This is a genomic window from Streptomyces sp. NBC_00523, assembly GCF_036346615.1.
GTDB lineage: Bacteria > Actinomycetota > Actinomycetes > Streptomycetales > Streptomycetaceae > Streptomyces.
Window position 1 is genome coordinate 1,699,407 of record NZ_CP107836.1, and the last position, 19,294, is coordinate 1,718,700.

19 protein-coding genes are annotated in these 19,294 nt (G+C 71.4%); 6 read left to right on the forward strand and 13 right to left on the reverse strand.

The window, feature by feature from the left end:
- Positions 1-30: 30 nt before the first annotated feature.
- The 5 genes from tal (at position 31) to OHS17_RS07710 (ending at position 4,931) form a co-directional block, all read left to right on the forward strand.
- Positions 31-1,149: a transaldolase gene (gene tal, locus OHS17_RS07690; protein WP_330311556.1), complete on the forward strand. Its 1,119-nt coding sequence runs from the start codon at positions 31-33 to the stop codon at positions 1,147-1,149.
- A gap of 5 nt (positions 1,150-1,154) precedes the next feature.
- Complete coding sequence (zwf, locus tag OHS17_RS07695) at positions 1,155-2,687, forward strand: glucose-6-phosphate dehydrogenase (RefSeq protein WP_330311557.1); 1,533 nt, start codon at positions 1,155-1,157, stop codon at positions 2,685-2,687.
- Positions 2,684-3,706: a glucose-6-phosphate dehydrogenase assembly protein OpcA gene (gene opcA / locus OHS17_RS07700; protein ID WP_330311558.1), complete on the forward strand. Its 1,023-nt coding sequence runs from the start codon at positions 2,684-2,686 to the stop codon at positions 3,704-3,706. Before zwf ends, opcA begins: the two co-directional genes overlap by 4 nt.
- Complete coding sequence (pgl, locus tag OHS17_RS07705) at positions 3,703-4,488, forward strand: 6-phosphogluconolactonase (RefSeq protein WP_018104611.1); 786 nt, start codon at positions 3,703-3,705, stop codon at positions 4,486-4,488. The genes opcA and pgl overlap by 4 nt, the downstream gene beginning before the upstream one ends.
- A gap of 86 nt (positions 4,489-4,574) precedes the next feature.
- On the forward strand, positions 4,575-4,931 hold the full coding sequence (locus OHS17_RS07710; RefSeq protein WP_330311559.1) for a VOC family protein: 357 nt from the start codon (positions 4,575-4,577) through the stop codon (positions 4,929-4,931).
- Between the two features lie 38 nt (positions 4,932-4,969).
- On the opposite strand, the gene pgi is transcribed toward OHS17_RS07710, so the two are convergent.
- The 12 genes from pgi to OHS17_RS07770 all read right to left on the reverse strand — a co-directional run bounded on the left by pgi (position 4,970) and on the right by OHS17_RS07770 (position 17,586).
- The gene (gene pgi / locus OHS17_RS07715; RefSeq protein ID WP_161207409.1) at positions 4,970-6,622 is read right to left on the reverse strand and encodes a glucose-6-phosphate isomerase; all 1,653 of its coding nucleotides are present in this window, start codon (positions 6,620-6,622) and stop codon (positions 4,970-4,972) included.
- A gap of 151 nt (positions 6,623-6,773) precedes the next feature.
- Complete coding sequence (locus OHS17_RS07720) at positions 6,774-7,109, reverse strand: RNA polymerase-binding protein RbpA (protein WP_073864697.1); 336 nt, start codon at positions 7,107-7,109, stop codon at positions 6,774-6,776.
- Between the two features lie 109 nt (positions 7,110-7,218).
- Entirely contained in the window at positions 7,219-7,455 is a 237-nt protein-coding gene (gene secG / locus OHS17_RS07725; RefSeq protein WP_161207408.1) for a preprotein translocase subunit SecG, read from the reverse strand.
- Between the two features lie 110 nt (positions 7,456-7,565).
- Positions 7,566-8,342 (reverse strand): triose-phosphate isomerase, encoded by a 777-nt coding sequence (gene tpiA, locus OHS17_RS07730; RefSeq protein ID WP_330311560.1) that lies wholly within the window; start codon positions 8,340-8,342, stop codon positions 7,566-7,568.
- A gap of 6 nt (positions 8,343-8,348) precedes the next feature.
- On the reverse strand, positions 8,349-9,560 hold the full coding sequence (locus OHS17_RS07735) for a phosphoglycerate kinase (RefSeq protein WP_330311561.1): 1,212 nt from the start codon (positions 9,558-9,560) through the stop codon (positions 8,349-8,351).
- A 111-nt stretch (positions 9,561-9,671) separates the two neighbouring features.
- Positions 9,672-10,682 (reverse strand): type I glyceraldehyde-3-phosphate dehydrogenase, encoded by a 1,011-nt coding sequence (gene gap, locus OHS17_RS07740; protein WP_018104604.1) that lies wholly within the window; start codon positions 10,680-10,682, stop codon positions 9,672-9,674.
- A 259-nt stretch (positions 10,683-10,941) separates the two neighbouring features.
- Positions 10,942-11,931 carry a DNA-binding protein WhiA gene (whiA, locus tag OHS17_RS07745; protein WP_018104603.1) on the reverse strand — a complete coding sequence of 330 codons (990 nt, stop codon included), beginning with the start codon at positions 11,929-11,931 and terminating at the stop codon, positions 10,942-10,944.
- Positions 11,922-12,956 (reverse strand): gluconeogenesis factor YvcK family protein, encoded by a 1,035-nt coding sequence (locus OHS17_RS07750; RefSeq protein ID WP_073864694.1) that lies wholly within the window; start codon positions 12,954-12,956, stop codon positions 11,922-11,924. Before OHS17_RS07750 ends, whiA begins: the two co-directional genes overlap by 10 nt.
- Complete coding sequence (rapZ, locus tag OHS17_RS07755) at positions 12,953-13,918, reverse strand: RNase adapter RapZ (RefSeq protein WP_026171721.1); 966 nt, start codon at positions 13,916-13,918, stop codon at positions 12,953-12,955. The genes OHS17_RS07750 and rapZ overlap by 4 nt, the downstream gene beginning before the upstream one ends.
- Positions 13,915-15,951: an excinuclease ABC subunit UvrC gene (gene uvrC, locus OHS17_RS07760; RefSeq protein ID WP_330311562.1), complete on the reverse strand. Its 2,037-nt coding sequence runs from the start codon at positions 15,949-15,951 to the stop codon at positions 13,915-13,917. The genes rapZ and uvrC overlap by 4 nt, the downstream gene beginning before the upstream one ends.
- A gap of 119 nt (positions 15,952-16,070) precedes the next feature.
- Positions 16,071-16,925, reverse strand: coding sequence for a hypothetical protein (locus tag OHS17_RS07765; protein ID WP_330311563.1), 855 nt, complete (start codon positions 16,923-16,925; stop codon positions 16,071-16,073).
- A 4-nt stretch (positions 16,926-16,929) separates the two neighbouring features.
- Entirely contained in the window at positions 16,930-17,586 is a 657-nt protein-coding gene (locus tag OHS17_RS07770; RefSeq protein WP_330311564.1) for a papain-like cysteine protease family protein, read from the reverse strand.
- 227 nt (positions 17,587-17,813) lie between these two features.
- Here OHS17_RS07770 and OHS17_RS07775 point away from each other — a divergent pair, with 227 nt between their 5' ends.
- Entirely contained in the window at positions 17,814-18,740 is a 927-nt protein-coding gene (locus OHS17_RS07775) for a hypothetical protein (RefSeq protein ID WP_330311565.1), read from the forward strand.
- A gap of 16 nt (positions 18,741-18,756) precedes the next feature.
- Here OHS17_RS07775 and OHS17_RS07780 read toward each other — a convergent pair whose 3' ends face one another.
- The gene (locus OHS17_RS07780) at positions 18,757-19,185 is read right to left on the reverse strand and encodes a Rieske (2Fe-2S) protein (RefSeq protein ID WP_330311566.1); all 429 of its coding nucleotides are present in this window, start codon (positions 19,183-19,185) and stop codon (positions 18,757-18,759) included.
- Positions 19,186-19,294: the final 109 nt, after the last annotated feature.

A 19,294-nucleotide genomic window follows, 5' to 3' on the forward strand; every position in this document is an offset into this window, starting at 1 on the left:
GGTATACGACTAGTAGGAGATGCATTTCTCATGACAGACGCACTCAAGCGCCTCTCCGACGAGGGCGTGGCGATCTGGCTCGACGACCTCTCGCGCAAGCGGATCACCTCGGGCAACCTCGCCGAGCTGATCGACCAGAGCCACGTCGTGGGGGTCACGACCAACCCGTCGATCTTCCAGAAGGCCATCTCGCAGGGCGACGGTTACGACCAGCAGCTCACCGACCTCGCGGCCCGCAAGGTGACCGTCGAGGAGGCGATCCGCATGATCACCACCGCGGACGTCCGGGACGCGGCCGACATCCTGCGCCCGGTCTTCGACGCGACGGACGGCCAGGACGGCCGGGTCTCCATCGAGGTCGACCCGCGCCTGGCGCACGACACGGTGGCCACGGTCGCCGAGGCCAAGCAGCTGGCCTGGCTGGTGGACCGCCCGAACACGCTGATCAAGATCCCGGCGACCAAGGCGGGCCTGCCCGCGATCACCGAGACGATCGGCCGGGGCATCAGCGTCAACGTCACGCTGATCTTCTCGCTGGAGCGCTACCGCGCGGTCATGGACGCCTACCTGGCGGGCCTGGAGAAGGCGAAGGCCGCGGGCCTGGACCTCTCCAAGATCCACTCGGTGGCGTCCTTCTTCGTGTCCCGCGTGGACACCGAGATCGACAAGCGCCTGGACGCCATCGGCGGCGACGAGGCGAAGGCCGCGAAGGGCAAGTCCGCCCTGGCCAACGCCCGGCTCGCCTACGAGGCGTACGAGGAGGTCTTCGCCGGTGAGCGCTGGGCCGCCCTGGACAAGGCGCACGCCAACAAGCAGCGTCCGCTGTGGGCCTCGACCGGCGTGAAGGACCCGGCCCTCAAGGACACCCTGTACGTGGTGGACCTCGTCGCGCCGAACACGGTCAACACCATGCCGGAGGCGACTCTGGACGCGGTGGCGGACCACGGCGAGGTGACCGGCGACACCGTCACCGGTGCGTACGACCAGGCTCGCGCCGACCTCGACGCGATCAAGAAGCTCGGCGTCGACTACGACGACGTCGTGCAGCTGCTGGAGGACGAGGGCGTCGAGAAGTTCGAGACGTCCTGGAACGACCTGCTCAAGTCGACCGAGGCGGAGCTTCAGCGCCTCGCCCCCTCGAAGGGCTGACCACTTTGTCTGGTGTTCCCGGAGCCAACCCGCTCCGTGACGCCCAGGACCGACGGCTCCCGCGCATCGCGGGGCCGTCGGGCCTGGTCATCTTTGGCGTCACGGGCGATTTGTCCCGTAAAAAGCTGATGCCCGCCGTCTACGACCTGGCCAACCGCGGCCTGTTGCCGCCGGGCTTCTCACTCATCGGTTTCGCGCGCCGCGACTGGGAGGACGAGGACTTCGCCCAGGTCGTCCACGACGCGGTCAAGGAGCATTCCCGTACGCCCTTCCGCGAAGAGGTCTGGCAGCAGCTCAGCCAGGGCATGCGCTTCGTGCAGGGCGACTTCGACGACGACGTGGCCTTCGAGACCCTCAGGGCCACGATCGAGGAGCTGGACAAGGCGCAGGGCACGGGCGGCAACTTCGCCTTCTACCTGTCCGTCCCGCCGAAGTTCTTCCCCAAGGTCGTCCAGCAGCTCAAGAAGCACGGGCTGGCCGACCAGAAGGAAGGCAGCTGGCGCCGCGCCGTCATCGAGAAGCCGTTCGGCCACGACCTGAAGAGCGCGCAGGAGCTCAACCAGATCGTGCACGACGTCTTCCCGCCGAACGAGGTCTTCCGGATCGACCACTACCTCGGCAAGGAGACCGTCCAGAACATCCTGGCGCTCCGCTTCGCCAACACGATGTTCGAGCCGATCTGGAACCGCAGTTACGTCGACCACGTGCAGATCACGATGGCCGAGGACATCGGGATCGGCGGCCGGGCCGGCTACTACGACGGCATCGGCGCCGCCCGCGACGTCATCCAGAACCACCTGCTCCAGCTGCTCGCGCTGACCGCGATGGAGGAGCCCGGCTCCTTCCACCCGAAGGCCCTGGTCGCCGAGAAGCTCAAGGTGCTCACGGCGGTGGAGCTGCCCGACGACCTGGGCAAGCACACCGTGCGCGGCCAGTACACGCACGCCTGGCAGGGCGGCGAGGAGGCCGTCGGCTATCTGGAGGAGGACGGCATCGACCCCAAGTCGAAGACCGACACCTTCGCCGCGATCAAGCTGACGATCAACAACCGCCGCTGGGCGGGCGTCCCCTTCTACCTGCGCACCGGCAAGCGGCTCGGCCGCCGGGTCACGGAGATCGCGGTCGTCTTCAAGCGCGCCCCGTACCTGCCGTTCGAGTCCGGCGCCACCGAGGAGCTGGGCGGCAACGCCCTGGTCATCCGGGTGCAGCCGGACGAGGGCGTCACGGTGCGGTTCGGCTCCAAGGTGCCCGGCACCTCGATGGAGGTCCGGGACGTCACGATGGACTTCGCGTACGGCGAGTCCTTCACGGAGTCCAGCCCGGAGGCGTACGAGCGGCTCATCCTCGATGTCCTGCTCGGCGACGCCAACCTCTTCCCGCGCCACCAGGAGGTCGAGCTCTCCTGGAACATCCTCGACCCGATCGAGGAGTACTGGGACAAGCACGGCAAGCCCGCCCAGTACCCGGCCGGCACCTGGGGTCCGGCCGAGGCGGACGAGATGCTCGCACGCGACGGACGGAGCTGGCGCCGGCCATGAAGATCGATCTCACGGAAACCACGTCCAGCAAGATCAACCAGGCGCTCATCTCGGCCCGGCGCGCGGTCGGCGCCCCGGCGATCGGGATGGTCCTCACCCTCGTCATCGTCACCGACGAGGAGAACGCCTACGACGCGCTGAAGGCGGCCAGCGACTCCTCGCGGGAGCACCCTTCGCGGATCATCGCGGTCATCAAGCGGCTCAGCCGTTCGCCGCGCACCCGCCGCGACGCGCGGCTCGACGCCGAGATCCGGGTCGGTTCCGACTCGGGCTCCGGCGAGACCGTGGTGCTCCGGCTCCACGGCGAGCTGGCCAACCACGCCCAGTCGGTCGTCCTGCCGCTGCTGCTGCCGGACGCCCCGGTGGTGCTGTGGTGGCCGCAGGACTCCCCCGCCGACCCGGCGAAGGACGCGCTCGGCGCCCTGGCCCAGCGCCGGATCACCGACACCTACTCGGCCGAGCACCCGCTCGACGAGCTGGGGGTGCGCGCCGACACGTACCGGCCCGGTGACACGGACCTGGCGTGGACGCGCATCACGCCGTGGCGTTCGATGCTGGCCGCCGCGCTCGACCAGCAGCCGGCGGAGGTCGTCTCGGCCACGGTCGAGGGCGAGTCGGACAACCCGAGCTGCGAGCTCCTTGCCATGTGGCTCGCGGACCGGCTCGGCGTGCCGGTGGAGCGCACCACGTCCGGCGGCCCGGGTCTGACGGCCGTCCGAATGGTCACCAAGAACGGCGACATCGTCCTGGACCGGGCCGACGGCTCGCTCGCCACGCTGTGCATGGCGGGCCAGCCGGACCGCGCGGTGGCGCTCAAGCGCCGCGAGACGGCGGAGCTCCTCGCGGAGGAGCTGCGGCGGCTCGACCCGGACAACATCTACGAGTCGACCGTGAAGTTCGGCGTGGACCGGCTGGAGAAGGCGGGTCCGGGCGAGTCCGCCAAGGCCCCCTCCCCGGCCTCCGACAAGGCCCCCGCCGCGAAGAAGGCCGCCCCGGCGAAGAAGGCGGCGGCGAAGTGACCGGAGTCCCGCAGCTCGTCGTGCACCGCGACAAGGAGCTGATGGCGCAGGCCGCCGCGGCCCGGCTGATCACGAAGATCGTGGACGCCCAGGCCGCGCGCGGCGACGCCTCGGTGGTGCTCACCGGCGGGCGCAACGGCAACGGCCTGCTGGCCGCGCTCGCCGCCGCGCCCGCCCGGGACGCGGTCGACTGGTCGCGGCTCGACCTGTGGTGGGGCGACGAGCGGTTCCTGCCGGAGGGCGACCCGGAGCGCAATGTCACGCAGGCCCGCGAGGCCCTGCTGGACGCCGTGCCCCTGGACCCCTCGCGGGTGCACGTGATGCCCGCGTCGGACGGCCCCTACGGCCCGGACGCCGACGCCGCGGCCGCGGGGTACGCGGCCGAGCTGGCGGCGGCCTCGGCGCCGCAGGACCACGGCCCGGTGCCGGAGTTCGACGTGCTGATGCTGGGCGTCGGCCCGGACACGCACGTCGCCTCGCTCTTCCCGGAACTGCCCGGGGTGCGGGAGACCGAGCGCACCGTTGTCGGTGTGCACGGTGCGCCCAAGCCGCCGCCGGTCCGGGTCTCGCTGACGCTGCCCGCCATCCGGGCGGCGCGCGAGGTGTGGCTGCTGGCGGCGGGCGAGGACAAGGCGGAGGCGGTCGCCATCGCCCTGTCCGGGGCCGGTGAGATCCAGGCGCCGGCGGCCGGTGCGTACGGCCGCGCCCGCACGCTGTGGCTGCTGGACGCGGCGGCGGCCTCCCGCCTCCCCCGCGCCCTGTATCCGCCGGCCTCCGCCTGACCGGCGGGGTTGCCCAGGCCCGGTCCGCCCTTCTGGGCGGACCGGGCCGGCGCGTTTCCGGGGCGGTACGTGAAAGGCTCGGCCCCATGCGTATCGGAACCGTGGTGATGGGCGCGTCGGACGTGGCGCGGGCGGCGGCCTTCTGGAAGGCGGCCCTGGGCTACGTGGAGCGGGAACCGGCCACGGACGACTGGGTGGTCCTGGTCCCCGCCGAGGGCCCGGGCGTCGGGCTCTCGCTGGGCCGCAGCGACTCCCCGGTGCAGGAGGTGCCCCGGGTCCACCTGGACCTGTACACGGAGGAGCAGGACGCCGAGGTGGCCCGGCTGCTCGCGCTGGGCGCGGCCGAGACCGACTGGGAGCTGTATCCGGAGGACCCGGACTTCGTGGTGCTGGCGGACCCTGAGGGCAATCGCTTCTGCGTCATCGACACGACGCACGGCTGAGGGGCCCCACCGGTCCGGCGGGGCCCCTCGGGCGGGACTCAGCGCCCGCGCAGCTCGCGGTACGTCGAGACGAGCGCGGCGGTCGAGCTGTCCAGCTGCTCGCCGCCCTTGCCCTCGGTCAGGACGGGCTCGATCTTCTTGGCGAGGACCTTGCCGAGCTCGACGCCCCACTGGTCGAAGGAGTCGATGTTCCAGATGGCTCCCTGGACGAAGACCTTGTGCTCGTACAGGGCGATCAGCTGGCCGAGCACGGACGGGGTGAGCCGGTCGGCGAGGATCGTCGTCGTGGGGTGGTTGCCCCGGAACGTCTTGTGCGCCACCAGCTCCTCGGGGACGCCCTCGGCGCGGACCTCGTCGGGCGTCTTGCCGAAGGCGAGGGCCTGGGTCTGGGCGAAGAAGTTGGCCATCAGCAGGTCGTGCTGGGCGACGAGCCCGGGCAGCAGGTCCTCGACCGGCTGCGCGAAGCCGATGAAGTCGGCCGGGATCACCTTCGTACCCTGGTGGATCAGCTGGTAGTAGGCGTGCTGGCCGTTGGTGCCGGGGGTGCCCCAGACGACCGGTCCGGTCTGCCAGTCGACGGGGTTGCCGTCGCGGTCCACGGACTTGCCGTTGGACTCCATGTCCAGCTGCTGGAGGTACGCGGTGAACTTCGACAGGTAGTGGCTGTAGGGCAGCACCGCGTGCGACTGGGCGTCGAAGAACGCGCCGTACCAGACGCCCAGCAGGCCGAGCAGCAGCGGGGCGTTCTCCTCGGCCGGGGCGGTGCGGAAGTGCTCGTCCACGAGGTGGAAGCCGTCGAGCATCTCGCGGAACCGGTCCGGGCCGATGGCGATCATCAGCGAGAGGCCGATGGCGGAGTCGTACGAGTAGCGGCCGCCGACCCAGTCCCAGAACTCGAACATGTTGGCCGTGTCGATGCCGAAGTCCGCGACCTTCTCCGCGTTGGTCGACAGCGCCACGAAGTGCTTGGCGACGGCGTCCTGACCGGCCCTCAGGCCGGTGAGCAGCCAGTTGCGGGCGGAGGTGGCGTTGGTGATCGTCTCGATGGTGGTGAAGGTCTTCGAGGCGATGATGAACAGCGTCTCGGCCGGGTCGAGGTCGCGGACGGCCTCGTGCAGGTCGGCGCCGTCCACGTTGGAGACGAAGCGGAAGGTGAGCGAGCGGTCCGTGAAGGAGCGCAGCACCTCGTACGCCATGGCGGGGCCCAGGTCCGAGCCGCCGATGCCGATGTTGACGATGTTCTTGATGGGCTTGCCGGTGTGACCGGTCCACTCCCCCGACCTGATCCGGTCGGAGAACGCCGCCATCTTGTCGAGCACCGCGTGCACCGCCGGCACCACGTTCTCGCCGTCGACCTCGACGACGGCCTCGCGCGGGGCTCGCAGCGCGGTGTGCAGGACCGCCCGGTCCTCGGTGGTGTTGATCTTGTCGCCGCGGAACATGGCGTCCCGCAGCCCGAACACGTCGGTGGCCGCGGCGAGTTCGCGCAGGAGGGTCAGCGTCTCGTCGGTGACGAGGTGCTTGGAGTAGTCGAGGTGCAGGTCGCCGACCCGCAGGGTGTACCCGGTGCCGCGCTCCGGGTCGTCCGCGAACAACTCGCGCAGACCGGTCGGCCCGAGCTGCTCACGGTGCTTCCCCAGCGCCGCCCATTCCGGCGTCTGGTTGAGCCTGGTACGGCTAGTTGCGTTCATCCCGGACATCAGCCCACTTCTCTCGTCACCGCAGTTCCCCGCTGCCCCTCCAACCTAATTGATCAGGCGGCCGGACGTGACGGCGGCAGGCTGCGGCGCGACGGAAGCATTCCGGCCGGGCACCCAGAGGGTGTCCGGCCGGTGAACGTCTTCAGATCTCGCCGCGGAGCTTCGCCAGGGCCTCGGCGAGGATGGCCTCGCCGTCCGCGTCGCTGCGGCGCTCGCGTACGTACGCGAGGTGCGTCTTGTACGGTTCGGTGCGCGGCGGGTCGGGCGGGCTCTCCGGGTCCTGGCCGGCCGGGAAACCGCACCGCGGGCAGTCCCAGGTGTCCGGTACCTGCGCGTCATGGGCGAAGCTGGGCTGCGTCTCGTGCCCGTTCGAGCACCAGAAGGAGATGCGGAGCCGTGGCGCGGACTCGCCGCGCTCGGCCTCCCCCATCGGCCCCGCCCCGACCCGGCTTCCCCGGATCGCGTTGCCACTTGCCACGGTCGTAACTCCCTGCGTGATGGTGCTCGAAGATGCCCCAGTCTACGTAAGGCCCAACGCGCGTCCAGTGAAAGGAGTTACACCGTCACCGGGAAACACGCACGACGGGTCAGCTGTCCAGCTTGATGAGCAGACCAAGCACCACGATGCACGCGAACCAGCCCAGACCGACCACGACGGTGATGCGGTCGAGGTTGCGCTCGGCGACCGAGGAGCCGCCGACGGAGGACTGCATGCCGCCACCGAACATGTCGGAGAGACCGCCGCCCTTGCCCTTGTGCATGAGCACCAGCAGCATCAGCAGCAGGCTGAAGACGATCAGGGCGATCTCGAACCCCAGAATCACGGCTGGTCCCTACTTTCCGGAAATACCGACTGCTAGTGCGAACTACGGGGGCCGGGAGGTCGCCCTCCCCGGCCCCCGCAAGGGTACGACGGATCCGCGCTACCGCATACTCACTGGTCGCGGAAGCGGACGATCTTGACGAACTCGTCCGCGTCGAGCGCCGCGCCGCCGATCAGGGCGCCGTCGACGTCGGGCTGGGCCATGATCGCGGCCACGTTGCCGGACTTCACCGAGCCGCCGTACTGGATGCGGACCGCGTCGGCCAGCTCCTGCGAGTACAACTCGGCGAGGCGGACACGGATCGCACCGCAGACCTCCTGCGCGTCCTCCGGGGTGGCGACCTCGCCGGTGCCGATGGCCCAGACCGGCTCGTAGGCGATCACGATGGACTCGGCCTGCTCGGCCGGGATGTCCTTCAGGGCGCCTTCGAGCTGCGCGAGGGTGTACGCGACCTGGTCGCCGGCCTTGCGGACGTCCAGGCCCTCGCCGACGCAGAGGATCGGGGTCAGGCCGTGCTTGTACGCGGCCTTCACCTTGGCGTTGCAGACCTCGTCGGTCTCGGCGTGGTACTGGCGGCGCTCGCTGTGGCCGACGGCGACGAAGGTGCACTTCAGCTTGGCGAGCATGGGGCCGGAGATCTCACCGGTGTACGCGCCGGAGTCCTGCGCCGAGATGTCCTGGGCGCCGTACTTGATCTTCAGCTTGTCGCCGTCGACCAGCGTCTGCACGGAGCGCAGGTCGGTGAAGGGCGGCAGGACGGCGACCTCTACGGCGTCGTAGTCCTTGTCGGCCAGGGCGAAGGCGAGCTTCTGGACGTGGGCGATGGCCTCGAGGTGGTTGAGGTTCATCTTCCAGTTGCCCGCCATCAGCGGGGTGCGAGTGGTCATGAAAGGTCAGTCCTCCAGAGCGGCGAGGCCGGGAAGCGTCTTGCCCTCGAGGTATTCGAGGCTGGCGCCGCCACCGGTCGAGATGTGTCCGAACGCGTTCTCGTCGAAGCCCAGGATGCGGACCGCGGCGGCGGAGTCGCCACCGCCGACCACGCTGAAGCCCGAGGAGTCGACGAGGGCCTGGGCGACGGCCCGGGTGCCCTCGGCGAAGTCGGGGTGCTCGAAGACGCCCATCGGGCCGTTCCAGAAGACGGTGGCCGCGTCGGCGAGCTTCGATGCGTAGAGCTTGTTGGTCTCCGGACCGTTGTCCAGGCCCATCTGCCCGGCCGGCATGGCGTCGGCGGCGACGGTCTCCGGGTGGGTCGGGGCCTTGGTCTTCAGGTCCGGGAAGGCGGGCGCGACGACGACGTCGACGGGGAGTACGAACTCCACGCCCTTCGCCTCGGCGCGCCGCAGGTACTCCTGGACCGCCGGGATCTGGTCCTCCTGGAGCAGCGAGCTGCCGACCTCGTGGCCCTGGGCCTTGAGGAAGGTGTACGCCATGCCGCCCCCGATGAGGATGCGGTCGGCGCGCTCAAGGAGGTGGTCGATGACGCCGAGCTTGTCGGAGACCTTGGCGCCGCCGAGGACCACCGCGTAGGGCCGCTGCACGTCGTCGGTGAGCTTCTTCAGGACGCCGACCTCGGTGGCGATGAGGTCGCCGGCCGCGTGCGGGAGGCGGGCCGGGAGGTCGAAGACCGAGGCGTGCTTGCGGTGCACGGCGCCGAAGCCGTCGCCCACGTACAGGTCCGCCAGCTCGGCGAGCTGGTCCGCGAAGGCGCCGCGCTCGGCGTCGTCCTTGGAGGTCTCGCCGGGGTTGAAGCGGAGGTTCTCGATGACCGCGACCTGGCCGTCGGTCAGCGCGGCGACGGTGGCGCGGGCGGACTCGCCGACCGTGTCGGTCGCGAACGCGACGTCGGCGCCGAGCAGTTCGCCGAGCCGGGTGGCGGCGGGGGCCAGCGAGAACGCCGGGTCCGGGGCACCCTTGGGGCGGCCCAGGTGCGAGGCGACGACGACCCGGGCGCCGGCCTCGGCCAGCTTGCGGACGGTCGGGGTGACGGCGCGGATGCGGCCGTCGTCGGTGATGGTGGTGCCGCTCAGCGGCACGTTGAGGTCGGCGCGGACGAATACCCGCTTGCCGGCGACCCCTTCGGCGAGAAGTGCGTCGATCGTCTTCATCTGTCTGGACTCCTTGGAGGACGAGTGAGCATGCGAGGGGGCTCGAACAGCGCAGCGTCGCGCTGTTCGAGCCCCGTGCTCACATCGAGATGCCTGCCGGTGCGGCGGTGCTCAGAGCTGGCCGCCGACGAAGACGGTGAGGTCCACGAGACGGTTGGAGTAGCCCCACTCGTTGTCGTACCAGCCGAGGATCTTCACCGTGTTGCCCTCCTGGACCATCGTCAGGGAGGAGTCGAAGGTGCAGGACGCCGGGTCGCTGACGATGTCCGAGGACACGATCGGGTCCTCGGTGTAGTACAGGATGCCCTTGAGGTCGCCGTCGTCGGCGGCCTTCTTGAACGCGGCGTTGACCTCGTCCTTGGTGACCTCGCGCTGGAGGGTCACGACCAGGTCGGTGGCCGAGCCGGTCGGGACCGGGACGCGCATCGCGATGCCGTCGAGCTTGCCCTTGAGCTGCGGCAGGACCAGGGCGGTCGCCTTGGCGGCACCCGTCGTGGTCGGGATGATGTTCTCGGCGGCGGCGCGGGCGCGGCGCAGGTCCGAGTGCGGGAAGTCCAGGATGCGCTGGTCGTTGGTGTACGCGTGGACCGTCGTCATGAGGCCCTTGACGATGCCGAAGTTCTCGTCCAGAACCTTGGCCATCGGGGCGACACAGTTGGTCGTGCAGGACGCGTTGGAGATGACGTGGTGGTTGGCCGCGTCGTACTTGTCCTGGTTGACGCCCATCACGATGGTGATGTCCTCGTCCTTGGCCGGAGCCGAGATGAGGACCTTCTTCGCGCCACCGGCGATGTGCTTCGCGGCGTCGGCCTTCTTGGTGAAGATGCCGGTCGACTCGATGACGATGTCGACGCCCAGCTCACCCCAGGGGATGTCGGCCGGGTTGCGCTCCGAGAGCACCTTGATGGTGTGGCCGTCGACGGTGATGGTGTCGGCGGTGTGGCTGACCTCTGCCTTGAGACGACCCAGGATGGTGTCGTACTTCAGCAGGTGGGCCGTGGTCGCGGTGTCACCCAGGTCGTTGACAGCCACGATCTCGATGTCCGCACCCTGCTCCAGCAGCGCGCGGAAGTAGTTACGACCGATGCGGCCAAAGCCGTTGATGCCTACGCGGATCGTCACGAACCGATCTCCTCGTTAGGTACGCCGGTTTTCGACGCCGGCGAGTTGTATGGGATGTCCCCGACCGCCTCCGACCCTACCTCTCCGGAGCCGCCGGGGTGACATCGAGCGGTGCCGTAAGAACGCGGGAAGCCCGTACTCCCCAGTAGGAATACGGGCCTCCGGGTGCCGTACGGCCCCCTCTGCGGCAATTACGCAGCGTCAACGGCCGCGAGCCGGCGGGCCGTTCCCCTCGCGGGGCGCGTACCGCCGGTACGGCTCAGCCGACCAGACCGTCGGCCAGCTCTTCGCTGAGAGTGGATTCCGTGCCGGGGATGCCCAGGTCCTGGGCCCGCTTGTCGGCCATCGCGAGGAGCCGGCGGATGCGGCCCGCGACCGCGTCCTTGGTCAGCGGCGGGTCGGCGAGGGCGCCCAGCTCCTCCAGCGACGCCTGCTTGTGCTCCATGCGCAGCCGCCCGGCGGCCGCCAGGTGCTCCGGGACCTCCTCGCCCAGGATCTCCAGGGCGCGGCCGACCCGGGCGCCCGCGGCGACCGCGGCCCGGGCGGAGCGGCGCAGGTTAGCGTCGTCGAAGTTGGCGAGGCGGTTCGCGGTGGCCCGGACCTCGCGGCGCATCCGGCGCTCCTCCCAGGCCAGCACCGACTCATGGGCGCCGAGCCGGGTGAGCAGAGCGCCGATCGCGTCGCCGTCGCGGACGACGACCCGGTCCACGCCGCGCACCTCGCGGGCCTTGGCCGCGATGGAGAGCCGGCGGGCGGCGCCGACCAGGGCGAGCGCGGCCTCCGGGCCGGGGCAGGTGACCTCCAGCGAGGAGGAGCGGCCGGGCTCGGTGAGCGAGCCGTGCGCCAGGAACGCCCCGCGCCAGGCGGCCTCGGCGTCGCAGGTGGCCCCCGAGACCACCTGCGGGGGGAGGCCGCGGATGGGGCGGCCCCGGCCGTCGACCAGGCCTGTCTGGCGCGCCAGCTGATCGCCGCCCGCCACCACCCGTACGACGTAGCGCGAGCCGCGCCGCAGCCCGCCGGGGGCCATCACGATGAGCTCCGAGCTGTGCCCGAAGATCTCCAGGATGTCCCGCTTGAGCCGGCGCGCCGCCATCGCGGTGTCCAGCTCCGCCTCGATCACGATCCGGCCGCTCACCAGGTGGAGCCCGCCCGCGAACCGGAGAATCGCCGAGACCTCTGCCTTCCTGCAGCAGGTCCGGGTCACGGGAAGCCGGGAGACTTCGTCCTTCACCGCCGGCGTCATCGCCATGGGCCGATCCTTCCATGCATCCGAAAAATACGGTCGTACGCGGCGGCCAACAGCTCCGGATCATGGATCGGAACGCCGTCGGGTGAGGCCACGGGCGCCAGCTCGACCGCGGCACCGAGCCGTTTGGCTGCGTCGGCGAGGGAATCGCGGTCGGGCACGGCGGCCTCGTCGGCCAGCACCACGTCCAGGGCGAGTTTAGGGGCGTGTCGTCCCAAAACCTCCAAATGACGCTGCGGTGAGAAGCCATCTGTTTCACCGGGCTGCGGTGCGAGATTCAACGAAAGGACCTTCCGGGCCTTCGTCTCGATCAGCGCGTCCAGCAGTTCGGGGACGAGCAGGTGCGGGATGACCGAGGAGAACCAGGAGCCCGGACCGAGGACCACCCAGTCCGCGTCCCGGACCGCGGCGACCGCCTCGGGCACGGCCGGCGGGTCGGCCGGGACCAGGTGCACGGACTGCACCTCGCCCGGGGTGAGGGCCACGGTGGCCTGTCCGCGCACGGTGTCCACGTCCTCCGGGCGGTCCGGGTCGTGGCCCTTGACGAGGGCCTGGAGCTCCAGCGGCACGGCGGACATGGGCAGCACCCGGCCGTGCGCGCCGAGCAGCTTGCCGACCAGGTCCAGGGCCTGGACGTGGTCGCCCAGCTGCTCCCAGAGGGCCACGATCAGCAGATTGCCGACCGCGTGCTCGTGCAGGTCGCCCTTGGACTGGAAGCGGTGCTGGATGACCTGGGCCCAGGTCTGGCCCCACTCGTCGTCGCCGCACAGGGCGGCCAGCGCCTTGCGCAGGTCGCCGGGGGGCAGGACGCCCAGCTCCTCGCGCAGCCGCCCGCTGGAGCCGCCGTCGTCGGCGACGGTGACCACGGCGGTCAGATCGCCGGTGATCCGGCGCAGCGCGGTGAGGGAGGCCGACAGGCCCATGCCGCCGCCGAGGGCGACGACCTTGGGCTGGGCGCCGCGCTTGCGCACGGAGAGCGCGGGCGCCGCACCCCGCAGTCGGCGCAGGCGCAGATTGCGACTGGTCACTCGCGCCCCATGTCCCTGTGTACGAGCACGGTCTCGATCCCCTCCGTGGCGAGCCGGGCCGCCAGCTTCTCGGACATCGCCACCGAGCGGTGCTTGCCGCCCGTGCAGCCCACCGCGATGGTCACATAGCGCTTGCCCTCGCGGCGGTAGCCCGCGGCGACGAGCTGGAGCAGTTCGGTGTACTGGTTGAGGAACTCCTTGGCGCCGGGCTGGTCGAAGACGTACGCCGACACCTCCTCGTTCAGCCCGGTGAAGGGGCGCAGCTCCGGGACCCAGTGCGGGTTCGGCAGGAAGCGGCAGTCGACCACCAGGTCGGCGTCGACCGGCAGGCCGTACTTGAAGCCGAAGGACATCACCGTGGCGCGCAGCTCCGGCTCCTCGTCGCCGGCGAACTGGGCGTCCATCTTGGCGCGCAGCTCGTGGACGTTGAGGCTGGAGGTGTCGATCACCAGGTCGGCGTCGCCGCGCAGCTCGCGCAGCAGGTCGCGCTCGGCGGCGATGCCGTCCACGATGCGGCCGTCGCCCTGGAGCGGGTGGGGGCGGCGGACCGACTCGAAGCGGCGGACCAGCGCGTCGTCGGAGGACTCCAGGAAGACCACCCGGCGGGTGACGCCCTTGGCGTCCAGGTCGGCGAGGGATTCGCGCAGGTTGTCGAAGAAGCGGCGGCCCCGCACGTCGACCACGACGGCGATCCGGGCCACGTTGCCCTGGGAGCGGGCGCCGAGCTCCACCATGGTGGGGATCAGCGCGGGCGGCAGGTTGTCCACGACGAACCAGCCGAGGTCCTCCAGACACTTGGCCGCTGTGCTGCGCCCGGCGCCGGACATGCCGGAGATGATCACCAGCTCCGGGATGGCCGTCGCGGCGTCGCCCGTCTCGGTCGGGGTGCCCGTACTCACGTGTGCTGCTCCGTCTGCTCGGTCCGTGCGGTCGTGCCCGTGTTCATGTTCGTGCTCGGTCATGTCGTGCTGCCCCCGTCGTCCTCTTCCATGATCTCTCCTGTGGCCGTGTTCACGGCGGGTGCGGCCGGGGCGGCCGCCGCGAGGGCGACGGCCACGGACTCCGCTGTCCTGCGGCCTATCCCGGGAACCTCGCAGATCTCTTCGATTGTCGCCTGCCGCAGCTTCTTGACGGAGCCGAAATGCTTGATCAGGGCCTGTTTCCGGGTGTCTCCGAGGCCGGGGACGGCGTCCAGCGGGCTGGCGCGGATGCGCTTGGCCCGCTTGGCGCGCTGGTAGGTGATGGCGAAGCGGTGCGCCTCGTCGCGGACGCGCTGGAGGAGATACAGGCCCTCGCTGGAGCGGGGCAGGACCACCGGGTCGTCGTCATCGGGCAGCCAGACCTCTTCGAGGCGCTTGGCGAGGCCGCAGACCGCGATGTCGTCGATGCCGAGCTCGTCCAGGGCCCGCTTGGCGGCGGCGACCTGCGGCTGCCCGCCGTCCACGACGAGGAGCTGCGGCGGGTACGCGAACCGCTTGGGGCGGCCGTCGTCCTCGCGGGACTCGTCGGCGGCCCGGGGGTCTCCGTCGCCCTCGCCCGGGACCGCCGGGACGGGGCCGGTGGGCGCCGGGGTCTCCTCCCACTCCCCCGTGCGCTCCTTCTCCTGGAGGTAGCGGCGGAAGCGGCGGCTGATCACCTCGTGCATCGAGCGGACGTCGTCCTGGCCCTCGAAGCCCTTGATCTGGAAGCGGCGGTACTCCCCCTTGCGGGCGAGACCGTCCTCGAAGACCACCATGGACGCGACGACGTCGTCGCCCTGGAGGTGCGAGATGTCGAAGCACTCGATGCGCAGCGGGGCGGTGTCCAGGTCCAGGGCTCCGGCGATCTCCTCCAGGGCCCGGGAGCGGGTGGTGAGGTCGGAGGCGCGCTTGGTCTTGTGCAGTCCGAGCGCCTGCTGGGCGTTGCGCTGGACGGTGACCATCAGGTCCTTCTTGTCGCCGCGCTGCGGGATGCGCAGGCTGACCAGGGAGCCGCGCCGGTCCGCGAGCCACTGGGAGACCGCCGCGGGGTCCGCGGGCAGCGCCGGGACCAGGACCTCCTTGGGGACGGCGTCGCCGCTCTCCTCCCCGTACAGCTGCTGGAGGGCGTGCTCCACGAGGCCGGAGGTGTCGACGTTCTCCACCTTGTCGGTGACCCAGCCGCGCTGGCCGCGGACCCGGCCGCCGCGCACGTGGAAGATCTGGACGGCGGCCTCCAGCTCGTCCTCGGCGACCGCGATGAGGTCGGCGTCGGTGGCGTCGGCGAGGACGACGGCGCTCTTCTCCATCGCGCGCTTCAGCGCCTCGACGTCGTCGCGCAGCCGCGCGGCCCGCTCGTACTCCATCTCCTCGGCGGCCGCCATCATGTCCTTCTCCAGGCGGCGGATGTACGTGCCGGTGCGGCCGGCCATGAAGTCGCAGAAGTCGTCCGCCAGTTCGCGGTGCTCCTCGGGGGTGACGCGGCCGACGCAGGGGGCCGAGCACTTGCCGATGTAGCCGAGGAGGCAGGGGCGGCCGGTCCGCGCGGCGTTCTTGAAGACACCGGCGGAGCAGGTGCGGACGGGGAAGACGCGGAGCATCAGGTCGACCGTCTCGCGGATCGCCCAGGCGTGCCCGTACGGACCGAAGTAGCGCACGCCCTTCTTCTTGGCGCCGCGCATCACCTGGACGCGGGGGAACTCCTCGTTGAGCGTGACCGCCAGGTAGGGATAGCTCTTGTCGTCGCGGTACTTGACGTTGAACCGGGGGTCGAACTCCTTGATCCAGGAGTACTCCAGCTGAAGCGCCTCGACCTCGGTGGCGACGACCGTCCACTCCACGGAGGCGGCCGTGGTCACCATCGTGCGCGTGCGCGGGTGGAGGCCGGAGAGGTCCTGGAAGTAGTTGGCCAGGCGCTGGCGCAGGCTCTTGGCCTTCCCGACGTAGATCACCCGGCGGTGTTCGTCGCGGAATTTGTAGACCCCCGGGGAGTCGGGGATCTGTCCCGGCTTGGGGCGGTAGCTGGAGGGGTCTGCCATGCTCCCCACCCTACTTGCGGGCAGTGACAGCGCGGGGTGCGCGGATGGCGCCGCGCTCCGGGGCAGGGGTGGGGAGCACCTGCCCCGGAGCGCGGGGTCGTGGGGGCCGCGGGGCCCGGTCATCCGGTCCGGCGGCGGCTCCTCAGGCGCAGGGCGGTGACGCCGCACAGGGCGAGTACGGCGACGGCGCCTCCGGCGGCCGCCATGGAGCCCGCGGTCAGGGCGGTCGCGGTCCCGGTGGTGGAGGCGGCGATGGCGGGGCCGGACCCCTTCTTCGCCTCGGGCCCGTAGCCGCCCGCCTCGCCCTTGCGGGCGTACGCGGACCCGGGGAGCTTGTCCGCGTAGGCGGCGTGGACCCGGGTGCGGTAGGCGGAGAGCGTCGTCCCCTGCTTGCCGACCGCCCGGACGGCGTCCTGGTCGAGCGGGAGGACCCGGTCGCCCTTCTGCGCGTACCAGGCGTCGATCTGGGGCTCGTGGAAGACGATGCCGCCGGGCAGCTTGCGGGCGCCGGCCGCGGTGTAGCGGGCCTCGTCGTCGCCGGTGGCGATGTTCACCACCCGCATCGCGCCGTCCTTGCCGGGTTCCGGCAGCGTCCAGAGCGACGCCTTCTGCCCGTCCGAGGAGACGGCGGTGCTGGCCAGGTAGTCGAGGGAGGCGACGGGAGCGCCCGGCTCGCCCGCGACGAATCCGGCGGACAGGGTGCGCACGGGCACGGCCTCGCCCTGGATGCGGGGTGCGGCGGCCTTCTCGGTGACGGCGCCCTCGCGGGCGAAGAACCGGGACAGGGTGTTCAGGGTGGTGGCGTCGGTGGCCGCCTCGTGGGCCGCGGCCAGGGCGGCGGGACCGGCCTGGGGGCCGTCGGCGGCGGCCGCCTGCGGGGCGGCGGTGAGGAGGGCCGTGCCGGCGAGGACACCGGCGGCGGCCAGGGCGGCGGCGAGGGGGCGGCGGACGCTCCCGTGACGGGTGGTGGTCATGGCGTCACGCCCCGATCCGGTAGAGCGAGTGGGTCCAGGAGAACTCGCTGTTGTTCACGTACCAGGAGTGCGAGGCCCAGTTGTAGCGGTTGCTGGAGGGCCAGGGGTCGCCCCAGTAGACGAGGCTGTTGGCGTCGTCGTAGCCGTACAGGACGTGCATGTGGCCGCCGCCCGACGACCACTGGATGCGGGTCTCGACCGGGCGTCCGGCGGCTATCTCGGTCTGCACGGTGGAGTAGCGCAGCCAGCCGCTGACGTACGAACCGGGGCTGATGCCCGCCCAGTACAGGGCGTTCTGCACGTTGTCGAGGGCCGCCTGCGAGTTGGGGCAGTCGTAGCCCTGGGCGCGGTTGAAGGCGGCGTTGCAGAACTCGTTCTGGCTGTAGTTGCGGCCGTACCAGGTGGCGATGGTGTTGCCGGACGCGGCCCAGCACCAGTTGGTCTTCTGCTGGGCCTGCATCGTGATGTTGAGCCGCTTGGTGGCGGCGAGGGCGGCCGTCGGGGCGGACGCGGTCCGGACCTGGGCGGTGGCGGTTGCGGTGGCGGCGGCGATGCGGGGCTGGTCGGCGGCGGTGGCGGTCGCCGTGGGGACGGCGAGCAGCAGGGCGGCCAGTACGGCTGTCACCGACAGCCGGGCCGGCCTGGTTGCTGGGTGGCGCATGACGTTCCTCCCGGGGCGGGGGGTGGGGGTTCCGAGGAGCGCGTCCGGACGCTGTGGAGGAGCATCAACCGTTGTCGGGGACGGGTCAACACGCTTGAATGCGGGTGAACACCGCGGTGTGAACGTCCGGGGCCGAGGTGTGAACGCGCGCCCCCGGCCACCTGCGGACCGGCATCCGTCGGCGCGGCCCCGTGCCCGGCCGGCGTGAACGTTCACCAGGAGGACCCATGCGGCACACCGAGGCCGAACTGGCGCAGGTGCTGCACACCGGCCCGTTCCACCTGGCCCTGCGCACCGCGCTGTCGGTGCGCGGCCTGCCGCTCCAGCGGGTCCGGCACCATCTCGCGCACCGGGGGATCAAGCTCGGTGTGACCAGCCTGAGTTACTGGCAGCAGGGCGCCCGCCGCCCGCAGCGTCCGGAGTCGCTGCGCGCCGTGAAGGCCCTGGAGGAGGTCCTCGCCCTGCCGCCGAACTCGCTGCTCGGACTCCTGGACACCGAGGAGCCCCGTCCGGACACCGAGCGCCCGCCCGCGCGCACGTACCGCTCGCTGGTGGAGACGTCCGGGGCCGTGGAGCGGCTGCTCGCGGACATGGAGTCACCCGCGGACGGCGGGCTGCACACGGTGGGCCACCAGGAACGGGTACGGATCGGGCCGGGGCGCCAGATGCAGCAGCGGGCCTCGCAGCACGTGGTGCGCGCCCACCGGGACGGCATCGACCGCTATCTCGCGGTGTACGTGGGGGATCCGGGCTGCGATCCGGCGCGGGTCGAGGTGCGCGCCCGGGAGAACTGCCGGACGGGCCGGGTCCGCTGGGACCGGGAGACCGGGGTGCTGATCGCCGAGCTGCTGTTCGACACCCGGCTGCGGGCGGGCGACACGTACCTCTTCGGCTACGGCTTCGAGGACGGCACGGGCGGGCCGTGCGGCGAGTACATGCGCGGCTTCACCTTCGGCGGCGGGCAGTACGTGCTCCAGGTCGGGTTCGCCGAGGAGGCGCTGCCGGTACGGTGCCGGAGCTTCGCCCAGGCGTCGGCGGGCGCGCCCCGGGGCGCGCGGGCGGAGCTCACGCTGACCGGCCGGCACCGGACCGTGCATCTGGTGGAGCAGGGGGTGCGGCCGGGGCTGGTCGGGATCGACTGGGACTGGGAGTAAACGGGGGGCTGCCGGGTCAGGCGTCGGGGCCCGCGATCAGCCTTCCGCCCTCGACGCGGACCGGGACGGCGGGCAGCGGCACGGTCGCGGGGCCGTGGATGGCCTTGCCGGTCGTGGTGTCGAAGCGGCTGCCGTGGCAGGGGCAGTGGCCCTCGTTCTTCTCGACCTTGTCCAGCAGGCAGCCGGCGTGGGTGCACTGGGCACTGAACGCCTTGAACTCCCCCTTGGCCGGGCAGGTCACGACGACGCGCTGCTCGCGGTAGAGCTTGGACTCGCCGACGGGGACCTCGTCGGGCGCGCCGAGCTCGACGGGGGCGGTGGGGGTCGGCGTCTCGGCGTGGCCGAGCTTCGAGTCGGTCGAGCAGGCGGCGGCGCCCAGCCCGGCGACGCCGGCGAGAGCGGCGCCCTTCAGCACGGTGCGGCGGGCGGCGGGCTGGCCGGACATGCGGTCTCCACGGGTCGGGCGGTCAGATCGGGAAACCGTGCCGGGGCTGCCCGGGGCGGCCGCGGCATCGGTGACGTAACCGACGATACCGGCGGAGACGGGCGCCTCC

What these genes read in the sequence shown, in the direction of transcription:
- tal (WP_330311556.1), top strand. Translation starts at nt 31, where the DNA reads ATGACAGACGCACTCAAGCGCCTCTCCGACGAGGGCGTGGCGATCTGG.
- opcA (WP_330311558.1), top strand. Translation starts at nt 2,684, where the DNA reads ATGAAGATCGATCTCACGGAAACCACGTCCAGCAAGATCAACCAGGCG.
- OHS17_RS07710 (WP_330311559.1), top strand. Translation starts at nt 4,575, where the DNA reads ATGCGTATCGGAACCGTGGTGATGGGCGCGTCGGACGTGGCGCGGGCG.
- pgi (WP_161207409.1), bottom strand. Translation starts at nt 6,622, where the DNA reads ATGAACGCAACTAGCCGTACCAGGCTCAACCAGACGCCGGAATGGGCG.
- tpiA (WP_330311560.1), bottom strand. Translation starts at nt 8,342, where the DNA reads ATGACCACTCGCACCCCGCTGATGGCGGGCAACTGGAAGATGAACCTC.
- OHS17_RS07735 (WP_330311561.1), bottom strand. Translation starts at nt 9,560, where the DNA reads ATGAAGACGATCGACGCACTTCTCGCCGAAGGGGTCGCCGGCAAGCGG.
- whiA (WP_018104603.1), bottom strand. Translation starts at nt 11,931, where the DNA reads ATGGCGATGACGCCGGCGGTGAAGGACGAAGTCTCCCGGCTTCCCGTG.
- rapZ (WP_026171721.1), bottom strand. Translation starts at nt 13,918, where the DNA reads ATGACCGAGCACGAACATGAACACGGGCACGACCGCACGGACCGAGCA.
- uvrC (WP_330311562.1), bottom strand. Translation starts at nt 15,951, where the DNA reads ATGGCAGACCCCTCCAGCTACCGCCCCAAGCCGGGACAGATCCCCGAC.
- OHS17_RS07765 (WP_330311563.1), bottom strand. Translation starts at nt 16,925, where the DNA reads ATGACCACCACCCGTCACGGGAGCGTCCGCCGCCCCCTCGCCGCCGCC.
- OHS17_RS07770 (WP_330311564.1), bottom strand. Translation starts at nt 17,586, where the DNA reads ATGCGCCACCCAGCAACCAGGCCGGCCCGGCTGTCGGTGACAGCCGTA.
- OHS17_RS07775 (WP_330311565.1), top strand. Translation starts at nt 17,814, where the DNA reads ATGCGGCACACCGAGGCCGAACTGGCGCAGGTGCTGCACACCGGCCCG.
- OHS17_RS07780 (WP_330311566.1), bottom strand. Translation starts at nt 19,185, where the DNA reads ATGTCCGGCCAGCCCGCCGCCCGCCGCACCGTGCTGAAGGGCGCCGCT.